The sequence below is a fragment of the Paenirhodobacter populi genome, from assembly GCF_004022215.1.
GTDB classification, from domain to species: domain Bacteria; phylum Pseudomonadota; class Alphaproteobacteria; order Rhodobacterales; family Rhodobacteraceae; genus Rhodobacter; species Rhodobacter populi.
The window spans coordinates 33,169-41,631 of the sequence record NZ_SAUZ01000032.1 but is presented as its reverse complement, the minus strand read 5'-3'; the positions used below and the strand labels follow the sequence as shown (position 1 = coordinate 41,631).

Here is an 8,463-nt window from a genome sequence, read left to right as displayed (position 1 = left end):
TTTCAAGCCGATCGACTATCCGAAACCGGACGGGGTGATCAGCTTCGACCGGCTGACCAACGTGGCCTTCAGCTTCACCAACCACGAGGAATCGCAGCCCTGCCACCTGAAGCTGAAGGATCCGACGATTCCGATCCGGGTGAACCTGCCCGACTACGCCGAGCCCGCGCAACGCTACTGCCCCGCCGGCGTCTACGAGGTGATCGAGGGCGAGGCCGGCCCGCGCTTCCAGATCAATTTCCAGAACTGCGTCCACTGCAAGACCTGCGACATCAAGGACCCAAGCCAGAACATCAACTGGACAACACCTCAGGGCGGCGACGGACCGAATTATCCGAATATGTGACGGGGGCCCGTCACAACGGCGTGTAAACCCGGACCGGGCCGGGCGTGGCGGGGCACCGTCCATTGCCTTGCCCGAACGCCTTGGCTAGGGTCGGGGGAAATTGAAAGGACCCGCCCGTGCCCAGCCTCCCGTTCCTGCGTTCCGCCCTTGTCGCGGCGGCCATGATGGCGATTGTCGCGCCGCCGGCCCCGGCCGCGGACTATGCCGGCCCCTATCTGGCCGCCCGTCTTGCGACGACGCAGAACGATTACGCCGCGGCGCGCGCCTATTACGACCGGCTGCTGCTGGCCACGCCCGAAGACCGGAACGTGCAGGAAGGCGCGCTGGTCACGCATATCGCGCTCGATGATCAGGACCAGGTCGCCGCGCTGACCAAGATCATGCTGGCCGAGAAACCTCCAAGCCAGATCGCCGCGCTGACCGGGCTGGCCGAGGCGGCGAAGGCCGACGATTTCGCCGGCGGGCTGGCGATTCTGGATCAGGGCGGCGATGGCGGAGAGCTGGTTTCTGGCCTGTTCCGGGCCTGGGCGCTGGTCGGCGAGGGCCAGATGGCCGAGGCGGGCAAGGCCTTCGATACGCTCGGCGCGACGCAGGGGCTGGCGGGCTTCGCCGCCTATCACAAGGCCCTGTCGCTGGCGATGGTCGGCGATTACGAAGGCGCGGAGAAGATCTTTTCCGGCGATCTGGCGCAGGTGCTGCACGGCACGCGGCGCTCGATCCTTGCGCATGTGCAGATCCTGTCGCAGCTCGAACGCGACGAGGAGGCGCTGAAACTGCTGGACGACGCCTTCGGCCCGGGGCTGGACCCCGAGCTTGCCGGTGTGCGGGCGAGCCTTGCCAACGGTGAGGCCGTGCCCTTCACCATCGTGCGCACGGCCTCCGAAGGGGTGGCCGAGACGTTCTTCACCGTGGCGCAGGCGCTGAACGCCGACGGGCCGACGGCGATGGCGTTGGTCCATGCGCGGCTCGCATTGCTGGTGCGGCCCGATTTCGGCGATGCGGTGCTGCTGACGGCGGCGATCCTCGAGGGCCAGGAACAATATGATCTGGCGATCGCGGCCTATGCGCAGGTGAAACCCGACAGCCCGGTCTATCCGGCGACCGAGCTTGGCCGGGCCGAGGCGCTGGTCGCCGCCGACCGTGGGGATGAGGCGATCGGGGTGCTGGAAAAGCTCGCGCAGGCGCATCCGGATCTGGGCTCCGTCTGGCTGTCGCTTGGCGACAATTACCGGCGCGCGGAACGCTATGCCGATGCCGTCACCGCCTATGACAAGGCGATCGCGCTGATCGGCAATCCCGGCCCGCGCGACTGGTTCGTCTACTTCGCGCGCGGCATTTCGGAACACAAGTCGGACCAGTGGGACAAGGCCGAAAAGGATTTCCGCGAGGCGCTGACGCTCAGCCCCGATCAGCCTTCCGTATTGAATTACCTCGGATATTCCTATGTCGAGCGGCGGCAGGATCTGGACGAGGCGCTCGACATGATCAAGCGCGCCGTCGCCGCGCGGCCCGATGCGGGCTATATCATCGACAGCCTCGGCTGGGCCTATTACATGCTCGGCCGCTACGATGATGCGGTGACGGAAATGGAAAAGGCCGTGGCGCTGGAACCGACGGAGCCCTTGCTGAACGACCATCTGGGCGATGTCTACTGGGCCGTCGGGCGCAAGCGCGAGGCGGAATTCCAGTGGCACCGGGCGTTGAGCCTCGGCCCCGGCGAGGATCTGGACATGGACCGGGTGCGGCGCAAGCTGGATATCGGTCTGGACGCGGTTCTGCGCGAAGAAGGCGCCCCGGCGCTGCATCCGGTTCATGCCGCCGATTGAGGTCTTCGCCCCCGCCAAGGTCAATCTGGCGCTGCATGTCACCGGGCGGCGGGCGGATGGGTATCATCTGCTCGACAGTCTCGTGGCCTTCGCGCCTTTCGGCGATCATCTGACGCTGGTTCCCGCCCCGGCCCTGTCGCTGACGGTCACCGGGCCGGAAGGCGCGGGCGTGCCCGAGGGGCCGGAAAATCTCGTCCTGCGCGCGGCGGCGCTGGTGCCCGGGGGGCAGGGGGCGGCGATCACGCTCGACAAGCGCCTGCCGCCGGCTTCGGGGATAGGGGGCGGCTCGTCGGATGCGGCGGCCATGCTGCGCGGGCTGGCGCTGTTGCGCGGCGCGTCCCTGCCCGAAGATCGCGGGCTGGAACTGGGGGCGGATGTGCCGATGTGCCTCGATCCCCGCCCGGCGCGGGTGCGGGGCATCGGTGAGGACATCACCCCGGTCACCCTGCCGCCACTGCCCGCGGTTCTGGTCAATCCGCGCGGCTCGGTCCCGACGCCGGCGGTGTTCAAGGCCCTGACCGAGCGCGACAATCCCCCGATGGCGACGATCCCGGGTTTCGCCTCGACGGCCGATTGCATCGACTGGCTGGCGGGGCAGCGCAACGACCTCGAACCGCCGGCAAAGGCGATCGCACCCGGGATCGCGGCGGCGCTTTCCGCCCTTGCCACCCTGCCGGGGTGCCGGCTCGCCCGGATGTCGGGCTCGGGTGCGACCTGCTTCGGATTGTTCGCGACCCTGACAGAGGCGGAAACCGCCCTCACCCGCCTGCGCGCAACCCGCCCCGAGTGGTGGAGCGCCTGCGGTGCGCTCGGCGATCAGCGCGCCCTGTCGCAGGCGCGCCGGGCCTGAGCATCCTGCTCTTCATTCTTCCATAAATATCCTCGGGGGTCCGGGGGCAGACGGCCCCCGGCGTTCGCCGTCAGCGCACCCGCTCGACGACGTAATCCGCCAGATCCGCCAGCATCCCGCGCAGCGGCTGATCGGGCAGCAGGCGCAGCGCATGGCGCGCCCGTTCCGACCAGCCAAGCGCCTCGGCCCGCGTCGCTTCCAGCGCGCCATGCCGGTGCATCAGCTCAAGCGCATGGTCCAGATCGCCGTCCCGCTGATCGCCCTGTTCGATCACCCGGCTCCAGAAGGCGCGCTCTTCGGCGTCCGCCTTCGCCACAGCCTTGATCACCGGCAGGGTCAGCTTGCGTTCGCGGAAATCGTCGCCGACATTCTTGCCGATCGAGACGGTCGAGCCACCGTAATCCAGCAGGTCATCCGCCATCTGGAAGGCGATGCCAAGGGAATCGCCGTAATCATACAGCGCCTTCACCTGATCCTCAGGCGCGGCGGCGATGACGGCGCCCACCTCGGTCGCCGCGGAAAACAGTGCCGCCGTCTTGCCGCGGATCACCTGCAGATAGATCGATTCATCGGTGCGCAGATCCTGCGCGGCGGTCAGCTGCAACACCTCGCCCTCCGCGATCACCGCCGAGGCGTTGGACAGGATGTTCAGCACCCGCATGTTGTCCGTGTCGGTCATCAGCTGGAAGGCGCGGGCCAGCAGGTAATCCCCCACCAGAACCGAGGATTTGTTGTCCCACAGGAGGTTCGCCGTCGGCCGCCCGCGCCGCTGGGTGCTTTCGTCCACCACGTCGTCGTGCAGAAGCGTCGCGGTATGGATGAACTCGACCGTCGCCGCCAGATGCACATGGTAGGGTCCGGCATAGCCGCACAGCCGCGCCGCCGCCAGCGTCAGCATCGGCCGCAGCCGCTTGCCGCCCGCCTCGATCAGATGGGCCGTCACCTCGGGAATGCGCGGGGCATGTTCGGAAGCCATCCGTTCGCGGATCAGGGCATTCACCTGATCCATGTCGGCGGCGAGGGCCTCGGCGAGGCGGTCATGCGGCTTGGTGGCCTTTTCGTCGAGGCTCATCATTCTTCCTTCCGATCCCCCTCACTCGACAGGCCGGGAAACTGGCCCTAAGTGAGGGACTATGAAAGAGCTTTTGCGCACCACGGACCCGGTAAAAATCGCTATGGCGTCGGCCCTTCTTGAGGGCGAGGGTATAACGGCCTTTCCACTCGACGTCCACATGAGCGTGCTGGAAGGAAGCCTTGGAATCCTGCCCCGTCGCCTGATGGTGGCGGAGCGTGATCTGTTCATGGCACGGGCCATCCTGCGTGACAACAACATCGGGACGGATTGATGTTCGCTCCCGCGGAATTGACCCAGGATCGCTTTCTGGACGGCAGGTTGTTGGTGGCGCAGCCGCGGCACGGCTACCGGGCGGCGATGGACCCGGTGCTGTTGGCCGCCGCCTGCCCGGCAAGACCGGGGCAGGAGGTGCTGGAACTGGGGTGCGGTGCGGGTGTGGCGAGCCTCTGCCTTGGCTGGCGGGTGCCCGGGGCGCGGCTGACGGGGCTGGAGCTTCAGTCCGCCTATGCGGATCTGGCGCGGCGCAATGCGGCGGCGAACGGCATCGCCTTGACGGTGGTCGAGGGCGATCTGGCCCGGATGCCGGCTGACCTGCGGGCGCGGTCTTTCGATCATGTCATCGCCAACCCGCCCTATTTCGGCGCGGGCACCGGGACGGCGGCGGCGGATGCCGGGCGGGAAAAGGCGCAGCGCGAGGAAACCGCGCTGGCCGACTGGGTGCGGGCGGGCTATCGGCGGCTGCATCCGGGCGGCTGGCTGACGATGATCCAGAACGCCGACCGGCTGCCCGATCTGCTGACGGCGCTGTCGCAGGGCGGCGGCTCCGTTGCTGTTCTGCCCATCGCGCCGCGGGTGGATCGCGCCGCGGGGCGGGTGATCGTGCAGGCGCGCAAGGGCGGGCGCGGGGCCTTTCGGCTGCTGGCGCCCCTCATTCTTCACGCATCGCCCGTTCACGCGGCAGATGCCGAGGATTTGACGAATATTGCGCAGGATATTCTGCGTCGCGGCAAGGACTTGCGCCTCGATCGCTAAAACTTTCGCAAGATTTCGCCTGACTCTTTGTCGCATCGGTTTCAATCGCGCGACAATCTGGTGACACGACTCGGAAAACGTGCTGCAATCATCAAACCGAAACAGATGAGGAGACTGCTATGTCACTGACTTCGCATATCACCGAACTGCGCAGGAAGCACCAGGCTTTGTCGCTCGAGGTCGAAAAGGCGGCCCGCAGCCCAAGCACCGATGATCTGACGATCTCCGATCTGAAGAAACAGAAACTTCGCATCAAGGAACAGATTTCGCGGCTCGAGCAGGCTCCGGCCTGACGCCTCCCCTCCGGGATCAGCGTGACCGGCTGGCCATGGCGGCAAGAAAGGCCCCGGCGGCGATCATGAAGGCAGCCAGCAGCAGGATGGGACTGGCACCCACGATCCCGGTCGAAATCAAGGCGAGCGTGGACAGCAACGGCGCGGCATAGGATGCCGTGCCCAGCAGTTGGATATCTCCGCGCTTGACCCCGATGTCCCAGGTATAGAACGCAAGCCCCACCGGCCCGATGCCGAGCGCCAGAATGGCGAGCCAGCCCGGGCCGGTGGTTGGCCATGTCGTTTGCTCAAGAAACAGATGCGCGATGGCGGACAACACCGCCGTGGCGAGGCAGTAGATGGCGACCGCGGCCGTGGGCGCCGTGCCCAGACGCCGCGACACCAGCGAATAGCCGGACCATGTGAGCGCGCACAGAAACGCCAGCCCGTAGCCCGGCAGCGCCTCGGCCCGGGCCGAGATGCCGCCCCGCGCGACGATCAGCCCTGCCCCGGCGAAGGCGACCAGCGCGCCGATGATATGCAGCGGTTTCAGATGTTCGCCGGGCAGCAGACCCGAAAACAGCACGATCAGCAGCGGCCAGAGATAGGCGATCAGGCTTGCCTCTGCCGGAGGCGCCAGCCGCAATGCGGTGAAATACAGCAGGTGGTATCCGAAAAGTGCCACCGTTCCAAAGGCATAGACCTTCCACGACACACGCCGCAGCGCCCCGAAGCTGCCAGTGACGGCGATCCAGATCAGCCCGATCGCGCCGCCGATGGCAAAGCAGACCGCGTTGAGCTGCAATGGCGGCACCGGGGCCGATCCGACGGTCAGCAACGCCAGCAGCGCCCACAGGACAATGGCCGAAAAACCGATGAGCGTCGCCTGCGTGCGGGTCATGCCGCCCCCTGCAAAGGAAAGAGGCCCGCACCATGCGGACCTCTTGCTGATTTGCCAAGGGGTTGCCGACCGTCAGGCCAGATATTGGCCGCCATTCGCCGTCAATGTGGCACCGGTGATGAAGCCCGCGTCATCGGAGGCGAGAAACACCACACAGCGCGCGATTTCCGCCGGGGTGCCAAGCCGGCCGACCGGGATCGTGCCGATGATCGACTCGCGCACCTTTTCCGGCACCGACATCACCATTTCCGTGGCGATATAGCCCGGGCAGATGACGTTGACGGTGATACCCGCCCGTGCGCCTTCCTGCGCGAGAGCCTTGGTGAAGCCGATGTCGCCCGCCTTCGCCGCCGAGTAATTCGCTTGCCCGAACTGGCCCTTTTGCCCGTTGATCGAGGAAATGTTGATCACCCGCCCGAATTTGCGTTCGCGCATTCCGGGCCAGACCGGATGGGTCATGTTGAACAGGCCGTTCAGGTTGGTGTCGATCACCTCGGACCATTGCTGCGCGGTCATCTTGTGGAATGGCGCGTCGCGGGTGATCCCGGCATTGTTCACAAGGATGTCGATCGGGCCAAGATCTGCCTCGATCTCCTTTCGGCCCGCTTCGCAGGCGTCATAATCAGCGACCGACCATTTGTAGGTCCTGATCCCGGTTTCGGCGGTGAATGCCGCGGCGGCCTCCCTGTTCCCCGCGTAATTGGCGGCGACGGTATAGCCCGCCACCTTGAGTGCGACTGAAATTGCGGCACCAATGCCGCGCGATCCTCCGGTAACAAGTGCAACTCTCGACATGATTCCTCCAATCGCCGAAATTGCCGGTAACGCTGATTGTTCTTGTTTTTGTATTTATTGGAAAGTTGTCGCGGGCACGGTGGTTCCCATGCCCGCGAATGCGGGGTTACAGCGCCTCGACGCACATGGCGACGCCCATGCCGCCGCCGATACACAGGGTTGCCAGCCCCTTCTTGCCGCCCGAATGGCGCAGTTCATAGAGCAGCGTGTTCAGCACCCGCGCGCCCGAGGCCCCGATCGGGTGACCGATGGCGATGGCGCCACCGTTGACGTTCACCTTGTCCAGATCCCAGCCCATGTCCTTGTTCACCGCGCAGGCCTGGGCGGCAAAGGCCTCGTTCGCCTCGATCCGGTCCAGATCGGCAACAGTCCACCCTGCTTTCTCCAGCGCCTTGCGCGAGGCGGGAATCGGGCCCGTCCCCATGATCGCCGGATCCACCCCCGCCGTCGCCCAAGAGGCGATCCGCGCAAGCGGCGTCAGCCCGCGCCTTTCGGCCTCGGCCTCGCTCATCAGCAGGACCGCCGCCGCGCCGTCGTTGATGCCCGACGCATTGCCCGCCGTGACCGTGCCATCCTTGGTGAAGGCGGGCCTGAGCTTCTGCATCGCCTCGATCGTCGCGCCGTGGCGGATGTATTCGTCGGTGTCGATGATGGTGTCGCCCTTGCGGGACTTCACCGTGAAGGGGACGATCTCATCCTTGAACTTGCCGGCCTTCTGCGCCGCTTCGGCCTTGTTCTGCGAGGCGAGGGCGAATTCATCCTGCTGTTCGCGGCTGATCTGCCACTTTTCGGCGACGTTTTCCGCGGTCTGGCCCATGTGGTAGCCGTTGAATGCCTCCCACAGGCCATCCTTGATCATCGTGTCGATGAACTTGACGTCGCCCATCTTCTGCCCCGACCGAAGATAGGCCGCATGGGTGGAAAGCGACATGTTTTCCTGTCCTCCGGCGATGACGATGGCCGAATCGCCCAGCTGGATCTGTTGCGCGCCAAGCGCCACCGCCCGCAGGCCCGAGCCACAGACCTGGTTGAGTCCCCAGGCCGCCGATTCGATCGGCAGGCCGGCCAGGATATGCGCCTGACGGGCCGGGTTCTGCCCCTGCGCCGCGGTCAGCACCTGACCGAGAATGGTTTCCGAAACCTCCCCCTTCTCGATTCCGGCGCGTTCCACGACGGCCTCGATCACCGCTGCACCAAGTTCATGGGCCGGCGAATTGGCGAAGGAACCGTTGAAACTTCCGACCGCGGTGCGCGCGGCCGAAACGATGACGACGTTGGTCATGATCCTCTCCTCACAGGACCTTCCGCCGCCTGCGACGGAAGATCTTCCTAAGGGCAGGATGCAGTATGGGTCTGTCAGGTCAAG

The 8,463-nt window shown here is 66.0% G+C and carries 10 protein-coding genes; 6 read left to right on the top strand and 4 right to left on the bottom strand.

The features are described from left to right. The 3 genes from D2T30_RS20080 to D2T30_RS20070 all read left to right on the top strand — a co-directional run. The coding region (locus D2T30_RS20080) for a 4Fe-4S dicluster domain-containing protein (RefSeq protein ID WP_206613021.1) at window positions 1-346 on the top strand (346 nt) is incomplete at its 5' end. A gap of 116 nt (window positions 347-462) precedes the next feature. Next, window positions 463-2,172, top strand: coding sequence for a tetratricopeptide repeat protein (locus tag D2T30_RS20075; protein WP_241651353.1), 1,710 nt, complete (start codon window positions 463-465; stop codon window positions 2,170-2,172). Then, on the top strand, window positions 2,159-3,022 hold the full coding sequence (locus D2T30_RS20070) for a 4-(cytidine 5'-diphospho)-2-C-methyl-D-erythritol kinase (RefSeq protein WP_128210283.1): 864 nt from the start codon (window positions 2,159-2,161) through the stop codon (window positions 3,020-3,022). The genes D2T30_RS20075 and D2T30_RS20070 overlap by 14 nt, the downstream gene beginning before the upstream one ends. Window positions 3,023-3,092: 70 nt before the next feature. Here the strand turns inward: D2T30_RS20070 and D2T30_RS20065 are convergent, their stop codons facing one another. Further along, window positions 3,093-4,094 (bottom strand): polyprenyl synthetase family protein, encoded by a 1,002-nt coding sequence (locus tag D2T30_RS20065; protein WP_128180354.1) that lies wholly within the window; start codon window positions 4,092-4,094, stop codon window positions 3,093-3,095. A 61-nt stretch (window positions 4,095-4,155) separates the two neighbouring features. On the opposite strand from D2T30_RS20065, the gene D2T30_RS20060 reads away from it, so the two are divergent. The 3 genes from D2T30_RS20060 (at window position 4,156) to D2T30_RS20050 (ending at window position 5,422) form a co-directional block, all read left to right on the top strand. Then, on the top strand, window positions 4,156-4,368 hold the full coding sequence (locus D2T30_RS20060) for a putative signal transducing protein (protein ID WP_128180355.1): 213 nt from the start codon (window positions 4,156-4,158) through the stop codon (window positions 4,366-4,368). After that, complete coding sequence (locus tag D2T30_RS20055; protein WP_128210282.1) at window positions 4,368-5,129, top strand: tRNA1(Val) (adenine(37)-N6)-methyltransferase; 762 nt, start codon at window positions 4,368-4,370, stop codon at window positions 5,127-5,129. Before D2T30_RS20060 ends, D2T30_RS20055 begins: the two co-directional genes overlap by 1 nt. Before the next feature lie 119 nt (window positions 5,130-5,248). Continuing rightward, a complete protein-coding gene (locus tag D2T30_RS20050) occupies window positions 5,249-5,422 on the top strand; it encodes a YdcH family protein (protein ID WP_128180357.1) in 174 nt (57 codons plus the stop codon). A 16-nt stretch (window positions 5,423-5,438) separates the two neighbouring features. On the opposite strand, the gene yddG is transcribed toward D2T30_RS20050, so the two are convergent. The 3 genes from yddG to D2T30_RS20035 all read right to left on the bottom strand — a co-directional run bounded on the left by yddG (window position 5,439) and on the right by D2T30_RS20035 (window position 8,379). Next, window positions 5,439-6,302: an aromatic amino acid exporter YddG gene (gene yddG / locus D2T30_RS20045; RefSeq protein ID WP_128210281.1), complete on the bottom strand. Its 864-nt coding sequence runs from the start codon at window positions 6,300-6,302 to the stop codon at window positions 5,439-5,441. A gap of 72 nt (window positions 6,303-6,374) precedes the next feature. After that, window positions 6,375-7,097, bottom strand: a complete 723-nt coding sequence (gene phbB / locus D2T30_RS20040) for an acetoacetyl-CoA reductase (protein ID WP_128180359.1) — start codon at window positions 7,095-7,097, stop codon at window positions 6,375-6,377. 106 nt (window positions 7,098-7,203) lie between these two features. Beyond that, on the bottom strand, window positions 7,204-8,379 hold the full coding sequence (locus D2T30_RS20035; RefSeq protein WP_128210280.1) for an acetyl-CoA C-acetyltransferase: 1,176 nt from the start codon (window positions 8,377-8,379) through the stop codon (window positions 7,204-7,206). Between the last annotated feature and the right edge of the window lie 84 nt (window positions 8,380-8,463).